The organism is Streptomyces azureus (assembly GCF_001270025.1).
Taxonomy (GTDB): Bacteria; Actinomycetota; Actinomycetes; order Streptomycetales; family Streptomycetaceae; genus Streptomyces; species Streptomyces azureus.
Window position 1 is genome coordinate 1 of sequence record NZ_DF968392.1, and the last position, 23,360, is coordinate 23,360.

Consider the following 23,360-nt stretch of genomic DNA (forward strand, 5'->3'; position numbering starts at 1 on the left):
TGCTGGACCGTCTCGGCAAGGAGTACAAGGAAGCCGGTGACGTGCGGGTGCTCGCCAACGCGGGCCCCCGCGGCCTGTCCGCCGGCCGCAACACCGGCATCGCGGCCGCCCGCGGCGAGGTCGTCGCCTTCCTCGACGACGACGCCGTGGCCGAGCGCGACTGGCTCCTGCGTTTCGCCGAGGCGTACGCCGACCCGCGCGTGATGGCGGTCGGCGGGCGCACGGAGCCGGTCTGGGCGTCGGGGCGGCGGCCCGGCTGGTTCCCCGAGGAGTTCGACTGGGTGGTGGGCTGCACCTACCGCGGCCTGCCGCGCGGCCGGGTCCGGGTGCGCAACGTGCTCGGCGGCAACGCCTCGTTCCGCCGCAGCGCCTTCGACGCGGCGGGCGGCTTCGCCACCGGCATCGGCCGGGACGGCGACAAACGCCCGCTGGGCTGCGAGGAGACGGAACTGTGCATCCGTCTCAGCCGTGCCCGGCCCGACGCGGTGCTGCTGATCGACGACCGGGCGGTGATCCACCACCGGGTGCCCGAGGCCCGCGAGCACTTCCGCTACTTCCGCACGCGCACGTACGCCGAGGGCCTGTCCAAGGCCCTGGTCGCCCGAAGCGTCGGCGCCGGCAAGGGACTGGAGTCCGAACGCCGGTACGCCACCCGGGTCCTGCCGGCCGGGGTGGCCCGGGGACTGCGGGACGCCCTGCTGGCCCGGCCGGGCGGTGCCGGGCGGGCGGGGGCGATCGTCGCCGGGGTGCTGACGGCGGCGGGCGGATACCTGGTGGGCAGCGTGCGGGCCCGCCGGGGCGGGACCACGTTCTCGGTGCCCGAACTCCCGGTGGTGCCCGAGGCCGCGGGTCCGCGCGCGCCCGCCGACGGAGCCGCGCTGGAAGGGGCGGGTCCGTGAGTGACGTACGCGTACCGATCCTCATGTACCACGCGGTCGCGACCGACCCGAACGACGCGACCCGCGCCCTGTCCGTGACCCCCGAGGCGTTCGCCGAGCAGATGGCGGTGCTCGCGGACCGGGGGCTCACCCCCGTCACCACCGCCGAGCTGGCGGCGTGCTGGCGCTCCGGCCGCGCGCTGCCCGAGCGGCCGGTCCTCATCACGTTCGACGACGGCTACGAGGGCGTGCACCGGCATGCCCTGCCCGTGCTCGCCAAGCACGGCTTCCCGGCCACCCTGTTCGTCTCGACCGGGTGGATCCAGGGTCCGTACGACACCGGTGGCGGCCTGGACACCATGCTGGACTGGGACCAGGTCCGCGAGCTCGCGGCGGGGGGCGTGGAGATCGGCGGGCACAGCCACAGCCATCCGCAGCTCGACCAGGTCTCCGACGCCACGCTGCGGTTCGAGCTGATCCACTGCAAGGAGATCGTCGCGGACCAGCTGGGCGCCGTACCGGCCTCGTTCGCCTATCCCTACGGGTACTCCAGCCGCCGGGTCCGGCAGGCGGTGCGCGAGACGGGGTACGGCCAGGCACTCGCCGTCGGCAACGGCCTCGCGCGCCGGGCGCAGGGGCCGTACGCCCTGCGGCGCGTGACGGTGCGCCGCGGCACGGGCACCGACGAGTTCGAGCGGGTGGTCGAAGGCCGTGCGATCGCCCGTACGTTCGCCAGGGACCGTGCCCTGACCAAGGGGTACGCCGTGGTCCGCAGGACACGCCAGGCACGCCGGCTGGTCTCCCGCCTCGGGGTCTGACCCGCACCTGGGAAAACGCCGCGTGCGCACCGGGAAACCGGGTGCACGCGGCGCCCTCGTGCCGGATCATGGCGGCATGTCTGGAAACCCGCACGAGGCGCTGCCGATCCGGCTCAACGTCGACGACTCCGACTCCCCGTCCGATGTCGTCGACGCGCTGTTCCTCGGCCGCTTCGCGACGGGCGAGCAGCCGTACTCACACGCGGTGAACATCGACCGCGTACGCTCCGGGGCGACGCTGATGCCGTCCGGTGCCCGCGTGCTGCGCGTCGCCCGGGACGACGACCGCAGCGCGACGCTCGCGGAGGGCGACGGCTGGACGCTGCTGATCTCCCGCTGGAACCGGGGCGCCGACGTCACGGTGACGGCGACCAGCGCCGAGCTGGCGCAGAAGATCCTCGACCAGGCCACGGACGGCGCGGCGGACGAACCCGAACCACAGCCGGAGAACGTCACGATGGGCTTCTGGTACGTCTCCCCGCGCCGCGGCCCGCACCGCACCACACGCCAGATCGCTGCGGGCACCTGGGGCGAGGTCCGGCCCAACTACACGGCGCCGGTTGCGGACGCGATGGACCGCCTGATGAAGACGACCCCCGAGGACATCTCGGGCCGGCTCCTGCTCCTGCACGGCCCGCCGGGCACCGGCAAGACGTCGGCGCTGCGCACCCTCGCCCGTTCCTGGCGGGACTGGTGCCAGGTGGACTGCGTCCTGGATCCCGAGCGGCTGTTCAGTGACGTCGGCTATCTGATGGACATCGCGATCGGCGAGGAGGACGCGGCGGGCAAGGGCCGCTGGCGGCTGCTGCTCCTGGAGGACTGCGACGAGCTGATCCGCGGCGAGGCCAAGCACACGGCGGGCCAGGCACTGTCGCGGTTGCTGAACCTGACGGACGGACTGCTCGGCCAGGGCCGCAACGTCCTGGTCGGGGTCACGACCAACGAGGACCTGGAGCGGCTGCACCCCGCCGTCGTCCGGCCCGGCCGCTGTCTCGCCCGGATCGAGGTGGGTCCGCTGACCCGCGCGGAGGCGGTGAACTGGCTGGGCCGCGAGGACGGCATCGGCCGTGAGGGCGCGACGCTCGCCGAGCTGTACGCACTGCGCCGGGGCACGTCCCCGACGGCCCTGCCGGAGCCGCGCGGGGACGCCGACGCGGGGCTGTATCTGTAGCGGGGTCACCCGCTGGGTTCGCTCACAACCGCCTCTCACCTCCCTGTCACCAAGGCGTGCGAATGTGTGCGGAGGAGCGACGCCGAGTTCCGCATGGACCAGGGAGGCCTCTGATGGCACACACGGCACCCACCGTCTTCAGCGAACCCACCCACCGCGTCGCGCGATGGGTCCTGCCCGTCGTCCTCGGCCTCGTCTACGGCAACTGGGTCGCGGTGAACCGGCGTCACGGTGGTCCGATCACCGGACCGGATCTGGCGTGGGGTGTGTGGAGCGCGCTCGCCTTCATGGCCGTCTGCATCGCCGTCGTGCAGCTGACCCGGCGCCTCAGACGCGACCTGCACGCCTTGCACGCCCTGCTCCGGGCCGCCTTCGCCGGCGCCGCACTGGGCTTCCTCTACAGCCAGACCGGCGACGACATCCGTCCTGTGGTCATCACGACGCTGCTGGTCACGGCAGCCGTCTTCCTGTTGCTGTTCTACCGCTTCCACACGCGCGCCGACGCGTAGGGCTCCGGAGGACCAAGGTCGCCACTGCCACCCTCCCAGGGTGTCTGGTGCTTTGATAGGGATATGACCCTGTTCGTCGGCACGTCCGGGTGGCAGTACAAGGACTGGCGGGACGTCCTGTACCCGTCCGGGCTGCCGATGCGGCTCTGGCTGGAGGAGTACGCGGGGCACTTCGCCACCGTCGAGATCAACAACGCCTTCTACCGGCTGCCGGCCCGGGAGACGTTCGAGGACTGGCGCGGTCGGGTGCCCGCGGACTTCGTGGTCGCGGTCAAGGCGAGCCGCTATCTGACCCACATCAAACGGCTCAAGGACCCCGAGGAGCCGGTCGGCCGCCTGATGAGCCACGCGGCGGGCCTGGGTGACCGGCTCGGGCCGGTCCTGCTCCAGCTCCCGCCCAACCTGCGCGCCGACCCGGGCCTCCTGGACGCCTGCCTCGCCTGCTTCCCCGCCGCGACCCGGGTCGCGGTCGAGCCCCGCCACGACTCCTGGTGGACGCCGGAGGTCCGAGCGGTCCTGGAGTCCCGGCACGCGGCCCTGTGCTGGGCCGACGTCCTGGCCCGCCCCGCGACCCCGCTGTGGCGCACCACCGACTGGGGCTACGTCCGCTTCCACCAGGGCCGCGCCCGGCCCTGGCCGCACTACGGCCGCCGCTCCCTCGCCACCTGGCTCGACCGCATCGCCACGACCTGGCCCGGCGGTGAGGACGTCTACGCGTACTTCAACAACGATCCGGGGGGTGCGGCGGTGGGGGACGCGATGACGTTCGCGCGGCTGGGAAGATCGGCGGGCCTGGAGATCACACGGACACCTGAGCGTCTGACGCGGGCCGGCTGAGCAACGCCCCGCTCCCCTCCCGTAAGCCCTACTCCCCGTAAGCCGCCCGCAGGGCATCCCGTACCGCGGCGAGCGCCACGTCCTCCCCCTGCCCTAGCCTTCGAGCCCGCTCCACATACGCCTGGGCGGCGACCGCCAGCTCCCGGTCCGCCGCCGAGCCGGCGGCGGCCACGAACGTGCCGTGCCGCCCCCGCGTCTCGATCACGCCGTCCGCCTCCAGCGCCCGGTACGCCTTGGCGACCGTGTTCGCGGCGAGCCCCAGCGACTCGGCCAGCCCCCGCACGGTCGGCAGCCGGTATCCCACCGGCAGTTCCCCCGACCGCGCCTGCTCGGAGATCCGCGCCCGCACCTGCTCGTACGGCGGAGCACTGTCGTCGATGTCGATCTTCAAGGTCACAGGCCGATTGTCCCGTACCCGGCGGAAAATGGGAGGCACCCGGCGTGCGCCCCCGCGTAACGTGCGCCTCCATGACCGTGATCGTGCGCGACCTGCGACCCGATGTCCGAGCCGACGCCGAGGGGTTCTCCCGGACCCGCCGCCTTGCCCTGCCCTACATGCTGTCCACGTCCGAGTCCGTGGTGCACACCTTGACCCGCGCCCACCCGGACGCCCACTTCGGGCAGCTCGTCGCGGAGGAGGACGGCGAGATCATCGGCACGGCCCAGATCAGCGTCGCCCACGACAGCCCGGAGCCCGGCCAGGGCTCCGCCAACATCTACGTACGCCCCGACCGCACGCACCGCGGCGCCGGTTCGCTGCTGCTGCGCACCGCCGAGGAGCGCTTGGCGGGGCTGGGCGTGCGGAAGCTGTTCGCCTGGGTGCTGGACGAGCCGGACAACCTCGCCTTCGCCGAGCGGCACGGCTTCCGGGCCAGCCGCTCCGCCTACTTCCTTCGCCTCGACCTGGCAGGCGGCACGCTGCCGCCCCGCGAGGACCCGCCGGCCGGCGTCGAGCTGCGCACGGCCGCCGACTTCGCGGACGACCCGCGCCCGATGTTCGAACTGGACGCCGAGACGGTGTCGGACGAACCGGGCGACATCGACTCCGAGTTCACGGACTACGAGGCCTGGCTGGAGGAGAACTGGAAGCACCCACTCCTCAACCGCGAGCTGACCACGGTCGCGGTCGTCGACGGCCGCCCCGCCGCCTTCAGCGTGGCGCACACGGACGGCACCCGCTACGGGACCGCCATGACCGGCACCGCCCGGGCGTTCCGCGGCCGGGGCCTGGCGAAGCTCGCCAAGAACGACTCCCTGCACCGGGCCCGTGCCGCGGGTTACACGGAGGCGTTCACCGGCAACGACACCGGCAACGAACCGATGATCGCCATCAACAAGTGGTTCGGCTACGAGATCTGCGCGAAGGAAGTGCGATATGTCCGCGAACTCGGCTGACGGGTCCGGCCGACTGGACGTCGTGCTCGTCAAGGCGGGCCGTACGAAGATCCGCTACGCCGGTGAGCTCCTGACGGACGACGGCACCCGCGTCGCGGTCCGCGCCCCGTGGGCGGGCAACGGCGTCCGCGACTTCGGCTTCGTCCGCTTCGAGCCCGGAGACGTCTTCACGGAGTACTACTGGCGTGATCGCTGGTACGCGGTGAAGGAGGTTCGCTCCGCCACGGGCGCGCTGAAGGGCTGGTACTGCGACATCACCCGCCCCGCCTCGCGCTCCGGCCCCGAGCTGGTCGTGGAGGACCTCGACCTGGACCTGTGGGTCTCCGCGGACGGCACGGCGTTCGGTGCTCCTCCTCGTCGTCTACGCGTCGTTCTGGCAGGTCCTGATCCAGGTTCTGTACGGCGTCCAGGACGTCGACCCCGTCGCCGACGAGACGGCGCGGTCGTACGGGCTCGGTACCTGGGCGCGGATCCGGCATGTGCTGTGGCCGACCGCGCTGCCGTACGTCATGACCGGTGTCCGGCTGGCGGCGGCGGTCGCGCTGATCCTCGCCATCACGTCCGAACTCGTCATCGGAGCACCTGGCCTGGGCAAGCGCATCGGGGTGGCACAGGCCTCGCAGGCCGTGCCCGAGATGTACGCGCTGATCGTGGTGACCGGGCTGCTGGGGCTGCTGATCAACGTCGGCGCGCGCACGGTGGAGCGGCGGGCGCTGGCCTGGCACCAGTCGGTGCGCGGGGAGGTGGCGGTGTGAGGAGTCTGCTGCTGCGGCTGGTGTTCGCCGTCGCCCTCCCGGCCCTGCTGGTCACCGGCTGGTGGGTGGCGTCCGCCGGCAGTACAGACGTGTACTGGCCGCCCTTGCGGACGATCCTGGAGGCCTTCCCGGCCGTGTGGACGGCGGAGCGCCTGCGGGGTGACGTACTGCCGAGCGTGCTGCGGCTGGCGGGCGGTTACGCGCTGGCGGCGGTCGTGGGGGTGGCGCTCGGTACGGTCATCGGGTCGTACCGGCGGGTTCGGGCGGTGTGCGAGCCGGTCCTGGAGTTCCTGCGGGCGGTGCCGCCGCCGGTGCTGGTGCCGGTCATCATGCTGTTCGCGGGGATCGGCGACACGATGAAGGTCACGGTGATCGCGGCCGGCTGCGTGTGGCCCGTCCTGCTCAACACGGTCGAGGGCGTGCGGGCCGTGGACCCGGTGATGGCCGAGACGGCGCGCTCGTACGGCATCACGGGTGTGGCGCGGCTCAGGAACCTGGTGCTGCGGTCGGCGAGCCCGCAGATCTTCGCGGGTCTGCGCCAGGCGCTGTCCATCGGCATCATCCTCATGGTGATCAGCGAGATGTTCGCCGCGAGCAACGGGCTCGGCTTCGCCATCGTCCAGTTCCAGCGCGGCTTCGCGATCCCGGACATGTGGACCGGCATCCTCGTGCTCGGTCTGCTCGGTTTTCTGCTGTCGGTCGTCTTCCAGTGGGTCGAGCGGCGGGTGCTCGGCTGGTACCACGGTCTGCGCGCCTCGGCCCGGCGATCGCCGTGAGCCTCTCGAAAGGGCGGTCCATGCTCGACGTACGGGGTCTGAAGAAGGTCTACGAGGGGTCGGGGCGGCGTGTGGAGGCGGTCCGCGACCTCACCTTCACCGTCGACGCCGGAGAACTCGTCTGTCTCGTCGGGCCGTCGGGCTGCGGCAAGACGACGCTGCTGAAGTGCGTGGGAGGGCTGCTCTCACCGACCGGCGGTGAAGTGCTCCTGGAGGGGCGGAAGGTGAGCGGTCCGCCGCCCGGTATGGCGTTCGTCTTCCAGGAGTACGGGCGCAGCCTCTTCCCCTGGATGCGGGTCGGCGAGAACGTCGAACTTCCGCTGAGACAGAAGGCCTTGAGTAAATCCCGGCGCCGGGAACTGGTCCGCGACGCGCTGGAGTCGGTGGGGCTGGCGGACGCCCTGGAGGCGTATCCCTGGCAGCTGTCCGGTGGAATGCAGCAGCGGGTCGCCATCGCCCGGGCACTGGCCTACGAGCCCCGCGTGCTGCTGATGGACGAGCCGTTCGCGGCGGTGGACGCGCAGACCCGGGCCGACCTGGAGGACCTGGTCCGGGGGCTGTGGCGGGAGCGCGGCATCACGATCCTGTTCGTCACCCACGACATCGACGAGGCCGTCTACCTCGGGGAGCGGGTGATCGTGCTGTCCGCCTCCCCCACCGTCGTCCGGGAGCAGCTGAAGGTCGATCTGCCCGTCGAGCGCGATCAGTTGCACACGAGGGTGGATCCGCGCTTCGCCGAGTTGCGTACGCATGTGTACGAGCAGATCCAGGCCGCCAAGAAGGGAACCGCCGCGTCCTGAGACAGCCTCGGGGCGAAGTCGGCGTGGGCCTGTTCGACGGCCTCGGGTTACGCCTCACGCTCGGCGTGCCCGGCGTACGCCCGGTAAATGCCGCGGCGCGCACTACCGGCTCAGCGGCATCCGTCCCGGCTCCGCGCCGGGACGGGCCCGGGGATCCGACTGGGCGCGTACGGTCCCCGGATGCCGGCCCCGACTGGGGCAAGGGCCGACGACCGGCCTCCCACGCCTACCTCGCGCTGCCGGATGGCGTGAGTCGCATCGACGACGACGCCATGGCGGCGGGACGCGATGCGGGGACCACCCGCAGGTCTACAACATCGCCGGCGTGACCCAGCCCGGCTCGGCCAACGCAGTTCGCGGACCGGACAGCCCGAATACTTGGCTAGCCACAGATTCGCTGTTATGTTTATGTGGCCAGCCACCAAATAGGTGGTGGCGCGAGCGGAGTCGTCATGAAAGCCATCCTGTTCGACCGTTTCGGCGGCACGGAAGTGCTGCACGAGGCGGCCATCGAAGTCCCGCAGCCCGGCCCCGGGCAGTTCCGCGTCCGCGTCAAGGCGGCCGGGCTGAACGCGCTGGACGGCAAGATCCGCTCCGGCGCACTGGAGGACGTGTTCCCCACGCTGCTCCCCTCCGTCCCCGGTCACGAGCTCGCCGGCGTGGTGGACGCCCTGGGTGAGGGCGTGCAGCACGTGCAGGTGGGTGACGAAGTGCTGGGCTGGTCGGACACCGGCTCGTACGCCGAGTACGCGCTGGCCACCACCGTGGCCCCCAAGCCCGCCGGCCTCGACTGGCAGCACGCGGTCGCGCTGCCGGTGGCGGGCGAGACGGCCGAGCGGGTCCTGAACCTGCTGGGTGTCACCGCGGGGGAGACGGTGCTGATGCACGGCGCGGCGGGAGCGGTCGGGACCCTGGCGGTTCAGCTCGCCACGGCCCGCGGAGCGCGTGTCATCGGCACTGCCGGCCCCGCCAACCAGGAATACCTCGCCTCGCTCGGCGCCACCGCGACCGTGTACGGCGAGGGCCTGGTCGAGCGGGTCCGGGCGCTCGCCCCCGACGGCGTGGACGCGGTGTTCGACCTGGCCGGGAAGGGAGCCCTTGAGGACTCCATCACCCTGCGCGGCGGCACCGAGCGCATCGTCACCATCGCCGACTTCCGCGCGCACCAGCTCGGCATCACCTTCGCCAACGGTCCCCAGGAACGCTCGGCCGCCCACCTGGCCGCCCTGGCCCAGGACGCCGCGACCGGCAAGGTCGTCACCACCGTCACCGCCTACCCGCTCGACCAGGCCGCCACGGCCCAGCAGGTCAGCGACGCCGGGCATGTCCGGGGCAAGCTCGTCCTCACCCTCGACTGATCACGCCGGCCTCTCCCTGCGCCAGGCCCCCGCTTTCCCGATCACACCTGTTCATCACCGCACCGAAGGACCATTCATGCTGAACGCCCTGTGGACACCGACCACCGTCGGTGACATCTCCCTCCCGCACCGCCTGGTCATGGCCCCCATGACCCGTGACCGCTCCACACCTGAAGGCGTACCGACCGAGCTGAACGCCGAGTACTACGCCCAGCGGGCCTCGCACGCGCTCATCATCACCGAGGGAACCCAGCCCTCCACCGACGGCCAGGGCTACCTCCTCACCCCCGGCATCCACAATGAGGAGCAGATCGCCGGGTGGCGCAAGGTCACCGACGCCGTGCACGCGGCCGACGGCAGGATCATCATCCAGCTGATGCACACCGGACGCATCGCCCACCCCGACAACACCCCCCACGGGCGCCGGCCGGTCGCCCCTTCGGCGATCCGGCCGCAGGGCACGATGTTCACCGCGTCCGGGCCCCAGGAGATGCCGGCACCCCGTGCTCTGTCGACGCAGGAGGTCGCGGCGACCGTCGACGACTTCCGCCGCGCCGCAGCGGCTGCCGTCGCGGCAGGCGCCGACGGCGTGGAGATCCACGCCGCCAACGGCTACCTGGTGCACCAGTTCCTGTCCGACAACACCAACCAGCGCACCGACCGCTACGGCGGTTCCCTCGACAACCGCATCCGCTTCGCCGTCGAGGTGGGCGCTGCCGTTGCCGACGAGATCGGCGCCGACCGCACCGGCCTGCGCATCTCCCCCGGCAACCCCTACAACGACATCGCCGAGTCCGACACCGCCGAGCTGTATCCGGCGCTCATACGCGCCCTCAGCCCGCTCGGCCTCGCCTACCTCCACGTCCTCCACGGGGGCGACGAGGAGTTGCTGGCCACCCTGCGCGCACTGTGGCCGACCACGCTGATCCTCAACCGGGCCGGCACCGACCTGCCCACCCGCGCCAAGGACATCGACAGCGGCACGGCCGACCTTGTCTCCGTCGGTGCCCTCGCGCTCGCCAACCCGGACCTGGTCGAGCGGCTACGCTCTGACGCGCCGCTGAACACCCCCGACCCGGCGACCTTCTACGGCGGCGGAGCGGCCGGCTACACCGACTACCCCACCTACACCGTCTGAGGAACCGAACCATGCCTGCCCCCACACCCCACATCCCCACAACGGCCAGCGGGGGGCAGGTGAGCTACGCGATCTTCCACTTGGCCCGCGCTCACCGCGCCCGCGCCGCCGCCATGCTCCGCGAGATGGACCTGCATCCCGGACAGGAACTGCTCCTGATGCACCTGCTGGACCGCGACGGCCAGACCCAGTCCGAGCTGCTCGACAGCGTCGGCCTGGACCACTCCACCGTCTCCAAGTCCCTGCGCCGCATGCAGGACGCCGGCCTGCTCATCCGCGAGCCGGCCGAACACGACCGGCGCGTCATGGTCGTCCACCTCACCGACAAGGGCCGTGCCATGCGCGAGCCCCTCGCAGCCATGTGGCAGTCCCTGGAGGAGTCCTCCGCGCGGAACCTGTCGGCGCAGCAGGCAGAGTCCTTCGTCCGCACCGCCTACGCCATCGCCGACGCGATCAGCAGCCGCGCTCTTCCGCAAGAAGAGTCCACGTGAGGCCCGTGCTCAACGGAGACAGGCCCCCCTGATTCCCGGGATCCCCGGTGAGCCGAGCCGGCGGATGCGGCCGGGGCACGGCTCGGCTCCGCACGACAGGGAGAACGTGCCCGGCCGAGGAGGCCCTCGCCCGGTTCACCGACGCGCTGGGCAGGGCGCGGCACCAGTGACGGGCGAACGACCCGTACGCCTCGGCCTGCTCATCGCTCAGAAACGGCGGAGCCGCATGCTGTTCACAGGCCCGCGCCCTGGGGCGCACTTGCCCACAGGCCCCGGACGTGCCCGAGGTGCCGGGTCATCACCGCCCGTACGGCCTCCTCGTCCCGGGCGAGCAGCGCATCGAGGATCTCCAGGTGTTCCTCGGCCGACGCCTCCAGCCGCCCCTGCTCGGCGAGCGCGGTCAGGCCGTACAGCCGCGAGCGGCGTCTGAGGTCCTGTACGACGTCGACGAGATGGTCGTTGCCGGCGAGGGCCAGCAGACCGAGATGGAAGCGCAGGTCGGCCTCGACGTAGGCGATGAGGTCGCCGGCCGCGGCGGAGGTGACTATCTCCTGTGCGACCGGCCGGAGCGCCTCCAGCGCCACCGGGTCGGCCGTGGCAGCGAGGCCCGCCGTGGTGGGGATCTCGATCAGCGCGCGGATGTGGGTGTACTCGTCGAGCTGCTTCTCGGAGACGGCGGTGACGCGGAAGCCCTTGTTGGGCACGGTGTCGACGAGGCCTTCCTTGGCGAGGTCGAGCATGGCCTCGCGCACCGGGGTGGCGGAGACACCGAAGCGGGCGGCGAGGCCGGGGGCCGAATAGACCTCGCCGGGGAGCAGTTCCCCGGCGATCAGGGCGGCCCGCAGCGCGTCCGCGACCCGCTCCCGGTGGCTGGGTTTCCTGCTGCCCAGCACGGGCAGGGCGGGGGTGTGCTGCGGCGCCATGACGGTCGTGGGTCCTCTCGTGGTCGGATCGGGCGTGGCTCGTGTGCGCTTGGTGCGCTTGGTGCGCGGCAGTGTGCGGCTTACAGGACGAACCCGGCCGGGAACGGGTCCTCGGGGTCCAGCAGGTACTGGGCGGTGCCGGTGATCCACGCGCATCCGGAGAAGCTGGGCAGCACCGCCGGGCGGCCGGCCACCTCGGTGGTGCCGAGCAGTCTGCCGGTGAACCGGGTGCCGATGAACGACTCGTTCACGAACTCGGTGTGCAGCGGGAGTTCGCCGCGCGCGTGCAACTGTGCCATGCGGGCGCTGGTGCCCGTGCCGCACGGCGAGCGGTCGAACCAGCCGGGGTGGATGGCCATGGCGTGCCGCGAGTGGCGGGCGGTCGAGCCGGGGGCGGCCAGGTAGACGTGGTGGAGGCCGTGGATGGACGGGTCCTCCGGGTGGACGGGCGGGTCCTCGGCGTTGACGGCGGCCATGAGGGACAGGCCGGCCCGGAGGATGTCGTCCTTGCGGGACCGGTCGAAGGGCAGGCCGAACCGCTCCAGCGGCAGGATGGCGTAGAAGTTGCCGCCGAAGGCGAGGTCGTAGGTCACCGTCCGGCCGTCGGCGAGGGTGGCCTTGCGGTCGAGGCCGACGGCGAAGGAGGGCACGTTCCGGAGGGTGACCGACGTGGCGGCCCCGTCCGCCACCGCCACCTCGGCGACGACCGGGCCCGCCGGGGTGTCGAGCCGGATGGTGGTGACCGGCTCGACGACCTCGACCATGCCGGTCTCGACGAGCACGGTCGCCACGCCGATCGTGCCGTGCCCGCACATCGGCAGATAGCCGGAGACCTCGATGTAGACGACGCCCCAGTCGCAGTCGGGCCGGGTCGGCGGCTGGAGGATGGCGCCGCTCATGGCGGAGTGACCGCGTGGCTCGTTCATCAGCAACTGCTTGATGTGGTCGCGGTGTTCGCGGAAGTACAGCCGCCGCTCGTTCATGGTGGCGCCGGGGATGGTGCCGATGCCTCCGGTGATCACGCGGGTCGGCATGCCTTCGGTGTGCGAGTCGACGGCGTGCAGGACGAGTCTGCTGCGCATGTTCCCTACGCCAATCCGGCCGCTACGGCCTTCTCGGTGGCGGCTCGGACGGCGGCCTCCTGCTCGGGCGGCAGCGGCATGCGCGGCGGGCGGCAGGGTCCGCCGTGGCGGCCGACGAGGTCCATGGACAGCTTGATGGCCTGGACGAACTCCACGCGCGAGTCCCATCGCAGCAGCGGATGCAGCTGCCGGTACAGGGACCGCGCGGTGTCGAGGTCGCCGTCGACGGCCGCGTGGTACAGCTCGACCGACGCCTGCGGCAGCGCGTTCGGGTAGCCCGCCACCCAGCCCTCGGCGCCCGCGACGGCAAGCTCCAGCAGGACGTCGTCCGCGCCGATCAGCAGGTCGAGCTCGGGGGCGAGTTCGGCGATGCGGTAGGCCCGGCGGACGTCTCCGGAGAACTCCTTCACCGCCCGGATGTACCCCTCGCCGTGCAGCCGGGCGAGCAGTTCGGGCACGAGGTCGACCTTGGTGTCGATCGGGTTGTTGTACGCCACGACCGGCAGGCCCGCCCTCGCGACCTCGGCGTAGTGGGCGAGGACGGAGCGCTCGTCGGCGCGGTAGGCGTTCGGCGGCAGCAGCATCACCGCCCGGCAGCCCGCCTCGCCCGCCTGCTCGGCCCAGCGCCGGGACTCGGCGGACCCGTACGCGGCGACGCCGGGCATGACGCGCTGCCCTCCGATCGCGGCGACGGCCGTCTCGACGACCCGGGCTCGCTCCTCGGGGGTGAGCACCTGGTACTCGCCGAGGGAGCCGTTCGGCACGACGCCGTCGCAGCCGTTCTCGACCAGCCAGGCGCAGTGCTCGGCGTACTTGTCGTAGTTCACGGAGAGGTCGTCGTTCAGCGGGAGCGCGGTGGCCACGAGGACGCCGCGCCAGGGGCGGTGGTCGGTCATGACAGTTCCTCCTGGGTGTGTTGCCGTGCGAGGACGCCGAGCGGCACGGGACGGGCGAGAGGCCTTCTGGACGGGGTCGGCGGGCAGCCGGTGAGACCCGCGACGGCGGCCTGGCACATCCGGCCCTGGCACCAGCCCATTCCGGCCCGGGTCAGCAGCTTCACGGTGCGCTCGTCGCCCGCTCCGAGACCCAGGGCGTCGCGCACGGCACCGGCGGTGACCGCTTCGCAGCGGCAGACCACGGTGTCGTCGGTGACCTGCTCGGGCCAGTGCGCGGGCGGCGCGTACGCGGCGTCGAGGGCGGCCGCGGAACGCCTGAGTCTCGTACGGGCCTTGAGGGCGGCGGGGGCCGGGCCGGGGGCGGTGCCGCGCAGGTGGGCGGCGGCGGAGCACCCGGCGATGTGCCCCTCGGCGAGGGCGAGGGCCGCGCCGCCGATGCCGGTGGACTCCCCGGCCGCCCACACGCCGGGTACGTCCGTGCGCTGCTCGGCGTCGACGGCCACGGCGAGCCCGTCCAGGCCGCAGCCGAGGCCCTCCGCCAGGTCGGTGTGCGGGAGCATGCCGTGGCCGACGGCCAGGGTGTCGCAGGGCAACTGCCGCTCGGTGCCGGGCCGGACGCGTCCGTCGGTGTCGAGGGCGGCGACCGTGACGCCGGTCAGCCGGTCGTCGCCGTGGGCCCGGACGACGGTGTGGCGGGCCAGGACCGGCACGCGGTGACGCAGCAGCCGGGCGGCGTATCCGGCGCCCTCGGGGAGCTTGCCGGCCAGGGCCCGGCCGCGGCGGGCCAGGCGCCCGGGGCCGGTGGACTCGACGAGCGCGACGACCTCGACGCCGGCCGCCGCGAGCCCGGTCGCCACGGGGAGCAGCAGCGGCCCTGTCCCTGCCACGACGGCTCTGCGCCCCGGCACCGCGAGTGCCCCCTTGAGCATGGCCTGGGCGCCCCCGGCGGTGACGACGCCCGGGAGCGTCCAGCCGGGAAAGGGCAGCACGTGTTCGTATCCGCCGGTGGCCAGGAGCACGGCACGGGCGTGCACCTCGGCCGGCTCCTCCTGCTCCGGGCCGAGCAGCGCGTGCACGGTGAAGCCGACGGACGTCCGCTCCACACACCACACATGATGATCGGTCAGCACGCGTACGGAACTGGCGGCAAGGCCGTCCCGCAGCCGCTCCCAGGTCCGCCACCGGTGGTGCAGCGCCTCGGGCCGCCCGGCTCGGAGCCCGGCGGCGGGCTGCCGGTAGAACTGACCGCCGGTCTCCGTCGCCGCGTCGACGAGCACGACCCGGGTGCCGCGCGCGGCCGCCGCCAGCGACGCGGCCAGCCCGGCCGGTCCGGCGCCGATCACGACGAGTTCAGCCCGCATGACCGTCTCCCTCGTCGTCCGCCCGCTCGTCGTCCGCCCCCGCACGGCCCGTCCCCTCCTGCGTGCCGATCACGTCACCCGGCCGCACCGGCACCAGACAAGCGCGTTGGTTGGGGCGGTCGTTGACGGTCACCAGGCAGTCGAAGCAGACGCCGATCCCGCAGAACACCCCGCGCGGACGGCCCTCGCCACGGGTGGTGCGCCAGGACGTGACGCCCGCCGCCCACAGCGCGGCGGCGACCGTCTGGCCGGGCAGCGCCCGGACCGGCCGCCCGTCGAACGTGACCGTGAAGGCGGGGCCGGGCCTGGCCCCCGCCAGTTCCAGTGGATTCACTCGGCCTCCTCGGGAAAGCGGTCGGGCCGCAGCGGGACGAGGTCCAGATCGGGCGTCCGCCCGGTCAGCGCCTGGGCGATCAGCTGCCCGGTGCCGGTGGCGAGGCCGATGCCCGCGCCTTCGTGCCCGCAGGCGTGCAGGAGTCCGGGCGCCCGGGAGTCGGGGCCGATCGCGGGCAGATGGTCCGGCAGATACGGCCGGAAGCCCACGTACGTCCGCATGGCCCGGACTCCGGCGAGGAACGGGAAGAGCCGCGTCGCGCCCGCCGCCAGCGCGCGCAGCGCCGGGAGCGACAACGACCTGTCGAAGCCGACCCGTTCGCGGCTGGCGCCGACGAGGACCGGCCCGGCGGGGGTGCCCTCGACGACCGGGGAGGTCTGGAGGGCCGCCGAGTCGCTGGCGACGTCGGCCACGTAGTCGGCGGCGTACACCTTGTGCCGGACGCGGGGCGGCAGCGGCTCGGTGACCAGGACGAAACCGCGCCGGGGCAGCACCGGCAGCGACACCCCGGCGCGCGCCGCCACCTCGCCGCCCCAGGTGCCGGCCGCGTTGACGACGGCCGGGGCGTGGATGTCGCCCCGGCAGGTACGCACTCCGCGCACCGCGCCGTCGGGCCCGCGCAGCACCCCGGTCACCTCACGGCCGGTGAAGAGCCGGGCGTTCGAGGCGCGCAGCAGGTGCGCCGCCGCCAGGGCGGGCATCACCTGGGCGTCCTGCGGGTAGTGCACTGCGCCCGCGAGGCCGGGGGCCAGATACGGCTCCAGGTCGGGGAGCCGGTCGGGTGGCACCGGGACCGCCTCGACCCCGGCCGCGCGCTGCCCGGCGGCGAGTCTCTCCAGCCCAACCAGCGCTTCGTCGGTGCCGGCGACCACGACCCCGCCCTTGGCCTCGTACTCGACCGCCTTCCCCAGCCCCTCCTCGGCCAGTTCGGCCCACAGCCGGGCGGACAGCAGGGCCAGGTCGAGCTCGGGTCCGGGTTCCTTGTCGGAGACGAGGAGGTTGCCCTCCCCCGCGCCGGTCGTGCCGCCGGCCACCGGGCCCCGGTCCACCACGACGGTGTCCAGGCCCGCGCGGGCCGCGTACAGGGCGCAGGCGGCGCCCACCACCCCGGCTCCGACCACCACGACATCGCAGGTCAGCGGCTCGCTCACCCCAGTACTATGTCACACACCACACCGTCTGGGAATGGGGCGACCGCTGGCGACGCAGGGGGCCCGGAAGGGCTCAGTCGGCCACCGGGACGACCCTCAGGTGGGAGGCGGTACGGCGTGTCCGGCGGTCCCGGGACGGCGTGCGGCGGGCGTCGCGCAGCACGAAGGTGAGCCGGGTGCAGCCCACTTCCTCGAGCGTCCTGGACGTCTCGACGACGATCCGGCATTCGGTGGCGCCCCAGCGCGGATCCGGGTGCAGCAGCGGCCGTACGGCACCGTCCTGCTCGACGGCGCTCTCGCCGACCGAGCGGATCCAGTGCGGCAGGCCGTGCCGGTAGGCGGCCTCCATGATGGGGTCCTGGGCGATGTCGCGGCGGATGGCCTGGAGCCCGTGGTCGGGGCCGTGGCTCTCCACGGTGCGCGCGAAGTGCGCGAGCATCGGCAGGCACCAGCTCGCCTCGTGCTCGCCGAGCACCGTGGGAGCGTCGGGGTGGAACAGCACGAACCTGAGGAAGTTGTCGCCCGGCATGGCCGTCGGGTGCGGACCGACGCCACCGAAAAGCGACCGGAAGGCGCTGTTGGTCAGCACCACGTCCCAGCAGTGGTCGACGACGAGCGAGGGGAAGGAGACGGCCTCCAGAAGCCCGGTGTAGTCCCCCAGGTAGGCCTGGACATCGGAAGTCTCGGGGACGGGCCGCGGTGCCGGCCGCTGCCCTCCTGCCTGATATGCCATCGGGAGGTCACCCCTCTTGCCTGTGCGGCCTTGACGCGGCGCCCCGATCCTGCTGCCCCGAGTTGAGGCGTGTCAACTATCGTGGCATTTTATGCCTGTTGACGGCTGAAATTGGCCACAGTTGTGGCGAGACCTGGATGTGAGTTCGAACCACCCGCTACGCTCCGGGAAGTTAACGCCGGGGTAGGTCACGGCATCCATTTGTGAGAAGCCTGTGAGAGACGTAGGAGATCTGTCGGTGACGGGTGGCTTCGTCGAAGGTCCGGGCGCCACGCCGACGGCCGTGCTGGCGGCCGTCGTCTCCCGTGTCACCGCGCTCGCCGACCGGCTCGGCGTGCCGCACGCCGAGGTCTTCGACATCGGCCGGCTGTCCGTCGCCTCCGGAGTCCCCGAGCCCGTGGTCAAGGCCCTGCTGGGCGGCAGGCCGGCGGGCGAGCCCGATGTGCAGGCCCGGTTCCTCCAGCGCCTGGACCTGCTGCGCCGGACCCGGCTGAAGCCCAACGGCCGCAAGTACACCCAGCAGGAGATCGCCGACGGCGCGGGCATGTCCCGGCAGCAGGCCGGCGCCCTCATCAACGGCGACCGGCGGCCGACCATGGAGCACTGCGACGCCCTCCAGCGGTTCTTCCGGGTGCATGCCGGTTTCCTCACGGCCGAGGACCCCGAGGCGTTGGTGAGCGCCCTCCAGCACACCGAGCAGGAACTGCTCCAGAAGCTCGCCGACCGCGAGCGGGAGGCGGCCGCGGCGGCCGACGACCCGCTGGAGCGGCTGTTGCAGGACCACGGCGTGCGCGGCATCGCCTGGCGGGCCGCGCAGCTGCCCACCGACCAGCACCGCGACAAGGTGGCGGAGTGGCTGGACATGCTCCTGGAGAGCGTCAAGCGGCCCGAGTCGTGACCGTGGGGAGAACTGTGGGCATCGGTAAGGAAATGCGCCGCCTGTGCGGCGAACTGGTCGCGGAGCTGACCCTCCCCGCGCCGGCGCGGCCCGCCGAGCTGTACGCCGCGCTGTGCGATGCCATGAGCAGACGCCGGGGCCGCCCCGTCCACTTCCGCACGGCCGCCTTCCCGCCCGGGACCGCGAGCGGGCTGTGGCTCGACATGGCCGAGCAGGACCTCGTCGTGATCGAGGAACGCACGGCTCCTGACCACCAGTTGGTGATCCTGGGGCACGAACTGTGGCACATGAAGGCGGGGCACTGCTCTCACCACGTCGAGGGCGCCGCGGTCGCGGCCCGGCTGCTCCACGACGACGCCGACCTCCAGGCGACGGTGCTGAAGGTGGCCGCGCGCACCCGCTTCGACCTCGACGACGAGAAGGAGGCCGAGAGCTTCGGCCTGCTGCTGGCCAGCAAGTGCCGGGCGTGGCTGGCGGGTTCGTCGTCGCGGGGGCCGGTGCAGCGGGACCATCTGGCGGGGCGGATCGAGGCGTCGCTGGGGTATCCCGGGCCGCAGGGCTGACGGGCGGTGCCCCGGGACGCGGCGGGGTTGCTCGTGCAGTCGGAAGCGGGGAACCGGAGGCGGAGGCGTGGATCGCGCTGATCCCGGGCGACTACCTCGGGCGAACTATGGTCCCTGGTCGGAACCTTCTCTTTTCACATGGGCGGGACAGGGTGGGGCACCCGTACATCCGTCCACTAGCGAAGGGAACCGATCATGGTAGTCGCCGCCGTCATCGCCGTGTGTGTGGTCCTGGCCGTCCTGGCCTTCCTCGTCCCCCGTCTCTCCCGCCATCCCGAACGCGGCACGCAACGTACGCTCGGTGCCGGGGCGCGGGCCGGTGGCCAGGCGCCCGGCATTCTGGGCCGGCTCTTCAGCAAGCCCTTCCACACCAGTTCGCGCGCGGTGAGCCGCAGCGGTTCGGCAGGCCGCCGCTCCCGCGGCCGCATGCCCTTCTGACCGACGGTGCGGGCCGAGCGGGAGCCTGGCGATGAACGCCGAAGACGCGGACAGGCTGCTGGACGGTCTGACCGCGCATGCCCGTCGGCGAGAGCAGCCGATCGTGTGGACACAAACGGGCTTCCCATCCGGACATGGCAGGAGAACCATCCGTACGACCGCAAGGTGGGCCGCAAGAGGTACGAGCGGACCAAGCGCATCCTGCAGATCGAGCTGCCCAAGCTCCAGCGGTGGGTCATAGAACACCGGTGCACGTGTGGTGGTCGTGTGCGAGGGGCATGACGCGGCGGGCAAGGGCGGCGCGGTCCAGCGGCTCAACCCTCGCGGCGCACCTGCGCAAAGCCGAGGTGCTGGAGATCCCGGGTGACCCGCCGAGCGGGCGAACCGACGGGCTGCGGGGCCGGATTGTCAGTGGTGGGCGGCAAGCTGGAGGTGCGCCCCTTGTGTGCGGGGCGTGACCGATGACTCCGACACGGGGAGAGCCGACCGATGCCCACCGCCGTACTGACCGACCGCGAACGCACCGCCGTCCAGGCCTATCTGCGGCTGCTGCACACCGTCCGGGCCGCCTTCGACCTGGAGACGGGCCCGCGCGGCTCCCACCGCCCCCCGGTCGTCCCGCCCGGTGTCCTCGCCGAGGCGGAAGAGGCCCTCGAACGAGCGGGTCTGACCGGCAACGAGGAGGCGTTCTTCCGGCTGCTCCAGAGCTGGTGCCCTGAGCCGGGGCCCTGAGCCGACGGCCGGTGACGGGGACCGCAGCCGGCGGCCGGTGACGGGGACCGCAGCCGGCGGCCGGTGACGGGGACCGCTCCGACGGCCGCTGGCGGAGACCACAGCCGACGGCCACTGGCGGAGACCTGAGCCGGCGGCCGGTGGCCGGGAAGCTCAGCCGACAGCCGGCCGCCAAGCCCTGAGCCGACAGCGGGCGGCCGGAAACCTCAGCCGGCAGCCCGTGGCCGGGAAGCCCAGCCGGCGGCCGGGTGGCCGGGCACCGGACCGGCGGCGGGTAGCAGCGCCCTGAGTCGACGTCCGCAGGCCCGCCCCCGCACGGCGGTCTCAGTCGTGCGGTACTGCGACCGCCGTCGCGACCAGGCCCCGGTCCGCGGCCCAGTGGCCGTCGAAATGGCCGAGGCGGCGGTCGCCGACCCGTGGGCCGGGGACGAGGAGCGTGGCCCGGAAGGTGCCGCGCGCCTGTTCGCCGGGGCCGGCGGAGATCTCGATGTCGGCCTCCGTGAAGTCCAGCCACTTGCCGGTGAGGGGGAACCACGCCTTGTAGACCGACTCCTTCGCGCTGAACAGCAGCCGGTCCCAGTGGACGTCGGGGCGCTGTGCGGCCAGCCGCCGCAGGCGCTCGCCCTCGGCCGGGAGGGCCACGGCGGGCAGGACGTCCTCGGGCAGCGGCCCGTGGGTCTCGGCGTCGATGCCGAGGGAGGCGAGGTCGGTGGCACGGACCAGGGCGGCGGCGCAGTAGTCGTCGCAGTGGGTCATGCTGCCGGCCAGGCCGGCCGGCCAGCGCGGGGCGCCGCGCTCCCCGGGCAGGATCGGCTGCGGCGGCACGCCGAGCTTCTCCATGGCACGGCGGGCACAGGAGCGGACGGCGGCGAACTCCCGGCGCCGCTTGGCGACCGCCCGCGCCACGAGCGCCGCCTCCTCGGGGTACAGCGGGGCGTCCACGCTCTCGTGACCGTACGCCTCCACGGTGACGACGGTCTGTGGCAGCAGTTCCCCGATCACCGCTCCTCGCCCTCCCCTGGCAGGATGCGCCGCAGCCGCCCCGGCTCCCCGGACCGCTTCCGCCACTCGCGGGGGTAGCCCACCGACACCTCCTCGAAGCGCACGCCCTCGTGCCAGGTGGTGCGGGGGATGTGCAGATGGCCGTAGACCATCGTGTGGACACGGAACCTTCGGTGCCAGTCGGCAGTCAGGCCGGTGCCGCACCACATGGCGAACTCGGGGTGCCACAGCACGTCCATCGGGTGGCGGTGCAGCGGGTAGTGGTTGACGGGGATCACGGGCAGGTCTTCGGGCAGCTCGGCGAGTCTGCGTTCGGTCTCGGCGACCCGGGCCCGGCACCAGGCCTCCCGGCTCGGGTACGGGTCGGGGTGCAGCAGGTACTCGTCGGTGCACACGATCCCCGTGCCCTGGGCGTACGCCAGGCCCTGCTCCTTGGTCGTGCAGCCGGAAGGCAGGAACGAGTAGTCGTACAGCAGGAACAACGGGGCGACGGCCACAGGGCCGCCGGGGCCGTCCCAGACGGGGTAGGGATCCTCCGGTGTCGTCACGCCGAGGTCCCTGCACAGCTCGACCAGACAGTCATACCGGGCGACGCCGCGCAGGGTGACGGGGTCGCTCGGATGGGTCCACAGCTCGTGGTTCCCCGGCACCCAGACGACCTTGCGGAAGCGGCCGGCGAGCGTCTTGAGGGTCCAGCGGACGTCGGCCACGGTCTCGGCGACGTCCCCGGCCACGAGCAGCCAGTCGCCGTCCGTCCCGGGTCGCATCCGCTCGACCAGGGCGCGGTTCTCCGCGTAGCCGATGTGCAGATCGCTGATGGCCAGCAGTTGTGCGGCGCCACCGGCCGTCGACGTCACCCCTCGCCCCCCTCCGCGCGCCCGAACGCGAACGCTCACTACGAGATCACACCCCCGGGCCGGGGGACAAGGGCGGCCGGACCGCCTCGGCCGGAAATCCGTAACGCGCGCGTTGCACGACACGGCCCGCCGAAGCCGTATGATCTGCCCCAACACCACCGCTAGGAACTTCCCTCTCACAGGGGCGGTTTGGTGACCCTTCATTCATCCTGCCCGGGCACGGGCTGCTGAGCCCTGCCCGCGAACCGTGAAAGGCGGCCTGCATGGTCTCTCGCGTACGCGTCTGGCTCAACCGCACGTACGCGGAGAACGTGTTCTTCATGGATCAGCTGCGGAGAAATCCCAGCGACCGGGCCGTCGCGATCCATGCCACGCACGGCGACCCCGACTCCCCCGTGCTGGCCGCCGCCGACACCGCCGAGCTGGAGCCCGAGAACCTCTCCCCCGCCGGGTACGTCGAGTACGCGCTGGACCAGTGCGTGCGGCGCGGTATCGACGTGTTCGTGCCCCGGTTGCACCAGTCGGCGATCGTGGCGCACCGCGCCGAGTTCGAGGCGGCCGGTACGGCGGTGCTGGCACCGCCGCCCGAGGCGGTGGCCGTCTTCCAGGACAAGGTGATCGCCTACGAGGCGGTCCAGGCGATCGGCGTGCCGGTGCCGCCGTGGTGGCGGGTCCGGTCGAGTGACGAACTCGTCGCGGCCGTCGAGGCGCTGGAGGGCGCCGGGCACAAGGCGTGCTTCAAGCCGGCGTCCGGGGCGGGCGGGGTGGGCTTCCGCGTGATCACGCGCTCGCCCTTCTCGCTGATGCACCTGAACGGTTTCCCGAGCCCGTACGTGCCGCTCGACCTGGTGCTGGAGGCGCTGGGGCGGGCCGAGGAGCCGGTCGACTGGCTGGTGATGCCGCGCCTGGAGCAGCCCGAGGTGTCGGTGGACTGCCTGACCGGTCCGGACAACCGGGTCCGGCTGGCCATCGGCCGCACCAAGAACGGCCGCCGCCGGGGCTTCACGCTGCACGAGCAGTGGCTGGAGCCCGCCCGGCTGATCGCGGAGGGCTTCGGACTGCACTACCTGTCCAACATCCAGTTCCGGATGTTCGGCGACCGGCCGGTCCTGATGGACGTCAACACCCGCCCGGCGGGCGGCCTGCACCAGCTGTCCCTGTGCGGTGTCAACGCCCCCTGGGCCGCCGTCCAGTTGGCGCTCGGCGAGGACCCGGGCGAGGTGGTTCCGCCGTTCCTGGGCCAGGACTACACGGTGGTGTCGGGGCCGCGTCCGCTGCGGCCGGTGCAGGTGCCGCACCAGCGGCCGGAGGCGACGGAGCAGCAGCCGCTGCCCGCGGTGCCGGCCGACTCCGTCGAGGCGGCGGCCCCGCAGGCCGCGGTCGGGGCCCTGCCTCTCTAGTGCCCCGGCAGGCAACGTTTGCCCGGCAAGGAGCGGCGTCCGGTGCGTGCTCTGGGGGTACCCC

At 72.8% G+C, this 23,360-nt stretch carries 26 protein-coding genes and 3 pseudogenes; 19 read left to right on the forward strand and 10 right to left on the reverse strand.

The annotated features are described in order from the left end of the window. The 5 genes from AOQ53_RS32300 to AOQ53_RS32320 all read left to right on the forward strand — a co-directional run. On the forward strand, positions 1 to 899 hold an 899-nt coding region (locus tag AOQ53_RS32300), incomplete at its 5' end, for a glycosyltransferase family 2 protein (RefSeq protein ID WP_059422663.1). Continuing rightward, the gene (locus AOQ53_RS32305) at positions 896 to 1,696 is read left to right on the forward strand and encodes a polysaccharide deacetylase family protein (protein WP_174523384.1); all 801 of its coding nucleotides are present in this window, start codon (positions 896 to 898) and stop codon (positions 1,694 to 1,696) included. The genes AOQ53_RS32300 and AOQ53_RS32305, both read left to right, overlap by 4 nt. Positions 1,697 to 1,772: 76 nt before the next feature. Further along, positions 1,773 to 2,867 carry a DUF5925 domain-containing protein gene (locus AOQ53_RS32310; protein WP_059422665.1) on the forward strand — a complete coding sequence of 365 codons (1,095 nt, stop codon included), beginning with the start codon at positions 1,773 to 1,775 and terminating at the stop codon, positions 2,865 to 2,867. A gap of 113 nt (positions 2,868 to 2,980) precedes the next feature. Then, on the forward strand, positions 2,981 to 3,376 hold the full coding sequence (locus tag AOQ53_RS32315; RefSeq protein WP_059422667.1) for a hypothetical protein: 396 nt from the start codon (positions 2,981 to 2,983) through the stop codon (positions 3,374 to 3,376). A gap of 63 nt (positions 3,377 to 3,439) precedes the next feature. Further along, the gene (locus AOQ53_RS32320) at positions 3,440 to 4,213 is read left to right on the forward strand and encodes a DUF72 domain-containing protein (protein WP_059422669.1); all 774 of its coding nucleotides are present in this window, start codon (positions 3,440 to 3,442) and stop codon (positions 4,211 to 4,213) included. 28 nt (positions 4,214 to 4,241) lie between these two features. Here AOQ53_RS32320 and AOQ53_RS32325 read toward each other — a convergent pair whose 3' ends face one another. After that, entirely contained in the window at positions 4,242 to 4,610 is a 369-nt protein-coding gene (locus AOQ53_RS32325) for a GntR family transcriptional regulator (protein WP_059422670.1), read from the reverse strand. A gap of 71 nt (positions 4,611 to 4,681) precedes the next feature. Between AOQ53_RS32325 and AOQ53_RS32330 the strand changes: the two genes are divergently transcribed. The 8 genes and pseudogenes from AOQ53_RS32330 to AOQ53_RS32360 all read left to right on the forward strand — a co-directional run bounded on the left by AOQ53_RS32330 (position 4,682) and on the right by AOQ53_RS32360 (position 10,926). Further along, complete coding sequence (locus AOQ53_RS32330) at positions 4,682 to 5,608, forward strand: GNAT family N-acetyltransferase (protein ID WP_059422672.1); 927 nt, start codon at positions 4,682 to 4,684, stop codon at positions 5,606 to 5,608. Then, positions 5,589 to 5,945: pseudogene (locus AOQ53_RS41950) on the forward strand (DUF402 domain-containing protein); the annotation flags it as partial. The gene AOQ53_RS32330 and the pseudogene AOQ53_RS41950, both read left to right, overlap by 20 nt. Beyond that, positions 5,938 to 6,363, forward strand: a pseudogene (locus AOQ53_RS32335) (ABC transporter permease); the annotation flags it as partial. The pseudogenes AOQ53_RS41950 and AOQ53_RS32335, both read left to right, overlap by 8 nt. Next, positions 6,360 to 7,139 carry an ABC transporter permease gene (locus tag AOQ53_RS32340; protein WP_059422674.1) on the forward strand — a complete coding sequence of 260 codons (780 nt, stop codon included), beginning with the start codon at positions 6,360 to 6,362 and terminating at the stop codon, positions 7,137 to 7,139. The pseudogene AOQ53_RS32335 and the gene AOQ53_RS32340, both read left to right, overlap by 4 nt. Before the next feature lie 20 nt (positions 7,140 to 7,159). Continuing rightward, positions 7,160 to 7,939: an ABC transporter ATP-binding protein gene (locus AOQ53_RS32345; RefSeq protein WP_059422676.1), complete on the forward strand. Its 780-nt coding sequence runs from the start codon at positions 7,160 to 7,162 to the stop codon at positions 7,937 to 7,939. Between the two features lie 452 nt (positions 7,940 to 8,391). Further along, complete coding sequence (locus AOQ53_RS32350; protein ID WP_059422678.1) at positions 8,392 to 9,297, forward strand: NADP-dependent oxidoreductase; 906 nt, start codon at positions 8,392 to 8,394, stop codon at positions 9,295 to 9,297. A gap of 76 nt (positions 9,298 to 9,373) precedes the next feature. Continuing rightward, positions 9,374 to 10,435, forward strand: a complete 1,062-nt coding sequence (locus tag AOQ53_RS32355) for an alkene reductase (protein ID WP_059422679.1) — start codon at positions 9,374 to 9,376, stop codon at positions 10,433 to 10,435. Between the two features lie 11 nt (positions 10,436 to 10,446). Further along, on the forward strand, positions 10,447 to 10,926 hold the full coding sequence (locus AOQ53_RS32360) for a MarR family winged helix-turn-helix transcriptional regulator (protein WP_059422681.1): 480 nt from the start codon (positions 10,447 to 10,449) through the stop codon (positions 10,924 to 10,926). Between the two features lie 233 nt (positions 10,927 to 11,159). On the opposite strand, the gene AOQ53_RS32365 is transcribed toward AOQ53_RS32360, so the two are convergent. From AOQ53_RS32365 to AOQ53_RS32395, 7 genes are all read right to left on the reverse strand, one after another. Further along, the gene (locus tag AOQ53_RS32365; protein WP_059422683.1) at positions 11,160 to 11,849 is read right to left on the reverse strand and encodes a GntR family transcriptional regulator; all 690 of its coding nucleotides are present in this window, start codon (positions 11,847 to 11,849) and stop codon (positions 11,160 to 11,162) included. An 80-nt stretch (positions 11,850 to 11,929) separates the two neighbouring features. Continuing rightward, positions 11,930 to 12,931 carry a proline racemase family protein gene (locus AOQ53_RS32370; protein ID WP_059422684.1) on the reverse strand — a complete coding sequence of 334 codons (1,002 nt, stop codon included), beginning with the start codon at positions 12,929 to 12,931 and terminating at the stop codon, positions 11,930 to 11,932. A 5-nt stretch (positions 12,932 to 12,936) separates the two neighbouring features. After that, entirely contained in the window at positions 12,937 to 13,827 is an 891-nt protein-coding gene (locus AOQ53_RS32375) for a dihydrodipicolinate synthase family protein (protein WP_059422685.1), read from the reverse strand. After that, on the reverse strand, positions 13,824 to 15,188 hold the full coding sequence (locus AOQ53_RS32380) for an NAD(P)/FAD-dependent oxidoreductase (RefSeq protein ID WP_059422686.1): 1,365 nt from the start codon (positions 15,186 to 15,188) through the stop codon (positions 13,824 to 13,826). Before AOQ53_RS32380 ends, AOQ53_RS32375 begins: the two co-directional genes overlap by 4 nt. After that, entirely contained in the window at positions 15,178 to 15,522 is a 345-nt protein-coding gene (locus AOQ53_RS32385) for a (2Fe-2S)-binding protein (RefSeq protein ID WP_059422688.1), read from the reverse strand. Before AOQ53_RS32385 ends, AOQ53_RS32380 begins: the two co-directional genes overlap by 11 nt. Further along, positions 15,519 to 16,673 (reverse strand): NAD(P)/FAD-dependent oxidoreductase, encoded by a 1,155-nt coding sequence (locus AOQ53_RS32390; RefSeq protein ID WP_059422690.1) that lies wholly within the window; start codon positions 16,671 to 16,673, stop codon positions 15,519 to 15,521. Before AOQ53_RS32390 ends, AOQ53_RS32385 begins: the two co-directional genes overlap by 4 nt. Before the next feature lie 73 nt (positions 16,674 to 16,746). Further along, positions 16,747 to 17,406 (reverse strand): MmyB family transcriptional regulator, encoded by a 660-nt coding sequence (locus AOQ53_RS32395; protein ID WP_059422692.1) that lies wholly within the window; start codon positions 17,404 to 17,406, stop codon positions 16,747 to 16,749. Positions 17,407 to 17,644: 238 nt separating this feature from the next. On the opposite strand from AOQ53_RS32395, the gene AOQ53_RS32400 reads away from it, so the two are divergent. The 5 genes and pseudogenes from AOQ53_RS32400 (at position 17,645) to AOQ53_RS32415 (ending at position 20,037) form a co-directional block, all read left to right on the forward strand. Further along, positions 17,645 to 18,304, forward strand: a complete 660-nt coding sequence (locus AOQ53_RS32400) for a helix-turn-helix domain-containing protein (protein WP_010042996.1) — start codon at positions 17,645 to 17,647, stop codon at positions 18,302 to 18,304. 32 nt (positions 18,305 to 18,336) lie between these two features. Further along, the gene (locus AOQ53_RS32405) at positions 18,337 to 18,867 is read left to right on the forward strand and encodes a hypothetical protein (RefSeq protein WP_059422693.1); all 531 of its coding nucleotides are present in this window, start codon (positions 18,337 to 18,339) and stop codon (positions 18,865 to 18,867) included. A 195-nt stretch (positions 18,868 to 19,062) separates the two neighbouring features. After that, the gene (locus AOQ53_RS32410; protein ID WP_059416887.1) at positions 19,063 to 19,305 is read left to right on the forward strand and encodes a DUF6411 family protein; all 243 of its coding nucleotides are present in this window, start codon (positions 19,063 to 19,065) and stop codon (positions 19,303 to 19,305) included. Between the two features lie 31 nt (positions 19,306 to 19,336). Beyond that, a pseudogene (locus AOQ53_RS41955) lies at positions 19,337 to 19,636 on the forward strand (polyphosphate kinase 2); the annotation flags it as partial. Positions 19,637 to 19,794: 158 nt separating this feature from the next. Continuing rightward, positions 19,795 to 20,037, forward strand: a complete 243-nt coding sequence (locus tag AOQ53_RS32415; protein WP_059422694.1) for a hypothetical protein — start codon at positions 19,795 to 19,797, stop codon at positions 20,035 to 20,037. 324 nt (positions 20,038 to 20,361) lie between these two features. Here AOQ53_RS32415 and AOQ53_RS32420 read toward each other — a convergent pair whose 3' ends face one another. Together AOQ53_RS32420 and AOQ53_RS32425 are read right to left on the reverse strand one after the other, a co-directional pair. Further along, on the reverse strand, positions 20,362 to 21,039 hold the full coding sequence (locus AOQ53_RS32420; protein WP_059422695.1) for a 4'-phosphopantetheinyl transferase family protein: 678 nt from the start codon (positions 21,037 to 21,039) through the stop codon (positions 20,362 to 20,364). Beyond that, complete coding sequence (locus AOQ53_RS32425) at positions 21,036 to 21,896, reverse strand: metallophosphoesterase family protein (RefSeq protein WP_059422697.1); 861 nt, start codon at positions 21,894 to 21,896, stop codon at positions 21,036 to 21,038. The genes AOQ53_RS32420 and AOQ53_RS32425 overlap by 4 nt, the downstream gene beginning before the upstream one ends. A gap of 263 nt (positions 21,897 to 22,159) precedes the next feature. On the opposite strand from AOQ53_RS32425, the gene AOQ53_RS32430 reads away from it, so the two are divergent. Next, positions 22,160 to 23,296: an ATP-grasp domain-containing protein gene (locus AOQ53_RS32430; RefSeq protein ID WP_059422698.1), complete on the forward strand. Its 1,137-nt coding sequence runs from the start codon at positions 22,160 to 22,162 to the stop codon at positions 23,294 to 23,296. Positions 23,297 to 23,360: the final 64 nt, after the last annotated feature.

What these genes read in the sequence shown, in the direction of transcription:
- AOQ53_RS32310 (WP_059422665.1), top strand. Translation starts at nt 1,773, where the DNA reads ATGTCTGGAAACCCGCACGAGGCGCTGCCGATCCGGCTCAACGTCGAC.
- AOQ53_RS32415 (WP_059422694.1), top strand. Translation starts at nt 19,795, where the DNA reads ATGCCCACCGCCGTACTGACCGACCGCGAACGCACCGCCGTCCAGGCC.
- AOQ53_RS32370 (WP_059422684.1), bottom strand. Translation starts at nt 12,931, where the DNA reads ATGCGCAGCAGACTCGTCCTGCACGCCGTCGACTCGCACACCGAAGGC.
- AOQ53_RS32395 (WP_059422692.1), bottom strand. Translation starts at nt 17,406, where the DNA reads ATGGCATATCAGGCAGGAGGGCAGCGGCCGGCACCGCGGCCCGTCCCC.
- AOQ53_RS32315 (WP_059422667.1), top strand. Translation starts at nt 2,981, where the DNA reads ATGGCACACACGGCACCCACCGTCTTCAGCGAACCCACCCACCGCGTC.
- AOQ53_RS32330 (WP_059422672.1), top strand. Translation starts at nt 4,682, where the DNA reads ATGACCGTGATCGTGCGCGACCTGCGACCCGATGTCCGAGCCGACGCC.
- AOQ53_RS32320 (WP_059422669.1), top strand. Translation starts at nt 3,440, where the DNA reads ATGACCCTGTTCGTCGGCACGTCCGGGTGGCAGTACAAGGACTGGCGG.
- AOQ53_RS32380 (WP_059422686.1), bottom strand. Translation starts at nt 15,188, where the DNA reads ATGCGGGCTGAACTCGTCGTGATCGGCGCCGGACCGGCCGGGCTGGCC.
- AOQ53_RS32350 (WP_059422678.1), top strand. Translation starts at nt 8,392, where the DNA reads ATGAAAGCCATCCTGTTCGACCGTTTCGGCGGCACGGAAGTGCTGCAC.
- AOQ53_RS32430 (WP_059422698.1), top strand. Translation starts at nt 22,160, where the DNA reads ATGGTCTCTCGCGTACGCGTCTGGCTCAACCGCACGTACGCGGAGAAC.
- AOQ53_RS32410 (WP_059416887.1), top strand. Translation starts at nt 19,063, where the DNA reads ATGGTAGTCGCCGCCGTCATCGCCGTGTGTGTGGTCCTGGCCGTCCTG.
- AOQ53_RS32345 (WP_059422676.1), top strand. Translation starts at nt 7,160, where the DNA reads ATGCTCGACGTACGGGGTCTGAAGAAGGTCTACGAGGGGTCGGGGCGG.
- AOQ53_RS32405 (WP_059422693.1), top strand. Translation starts at nt 18,337, where the DNA reads ATGCGCCGCCTGTGCGGCGAACTGGTCGCGGAGCTGACCCTCCCCGCG.
- AOQ53_RS32375 (WP_059422685.1), bottom strand. Translation starts at nt 13,827, where the DNA reads ATGACCGACCACCGCCCCTGGCGCGGCGTCCTCGTGGCCACCGCGCTC.
- AOQ53_RS32365 (WP_059422683.1), bottom strand. Translation starts at nt 11,849, where the DNA reads ATGGCGCCGCAGCACACCCCCGCCCTGCCCGTGCTGGGCAGCAGGAAA.
- AOQ53_RS32355 (WP_059422679.1), top strand. Translation starts at nt 9,374, where the DNA reads ATGCTGAACGCCCTGTGGACACCGACCACCGTCGGTGACATCTCCCTC.
- AOQ53_RS32360 (WP_059422681.1), top strand. Translation starts at nt 10,447, where the DNA reads ATGCCTGCCCCCACACCCCACATCCCCACAACGGCCAGCGGGGGGCAG.